This is a genomic window from Pseudomonas sp. 01L34, assembly GCF_056400265.1.
In genome coordinates, this window is record NZ_JBFTSX010000044.1 from 1 (window position 1) to 533 (window position 533).

Annotated in this window: 1 protein-coding gene; it reads left to right on the forward strand. The window is 62.8% G+C overall.

The window, feature by feature from the left end:
• On the forward strand, positions 1-533 hold a 533-nt coding region (locus tag AC1DQM_RS29900; protein WP_477747271.1), incomplete at both ends, for an immunoglobulin-like domain-containing protein.

Sequence of the window (533 nt, forward strand, 5' to 3'; positions counted from 1 at the left end):
CTGAGCAACGGTGCCGTCATCACCATCGAAGCGGGTAAAACCACCGGCTCCGTAACCGTCGATGCACCGAAGGACGACGTCTATAAAGACGCCGGAACCGTTGAAGCGACCATCAAGGACGCAACCGGTGGCAACTTCGAGAACCTGGTGCCGAGCACTGCCCCGGCAGTSACYACCGTCAMCGACACSATCGACACCAGCACCGTTTCGCTGAGTGCSACSGCGAACGTCGCCGAAGGCGGCACCGTGGTGTACACGGCCTCCGTGTCGGCGCCGGTCACTGGCTCGCCGGTGGTTGTGACCCTGTCCAATGGCCAGACCATCACCATTCCGGTTGGCTCGAGCAGCGCCAGCGTGAACTTCACCGCACCGAACGATGCCTTGGCTGGCGGCGGTTCTTTGAGCGTCAAAATCGACGACGCCAAGGGCGGCAACTACGAGAAACTGGAAGTCGACGGCAAGTCGGCGGATACCTCGGTGACCGACACCCCGGACACCACCACCCTCAGCCTGTCGGCAACCGACTCGGTCGC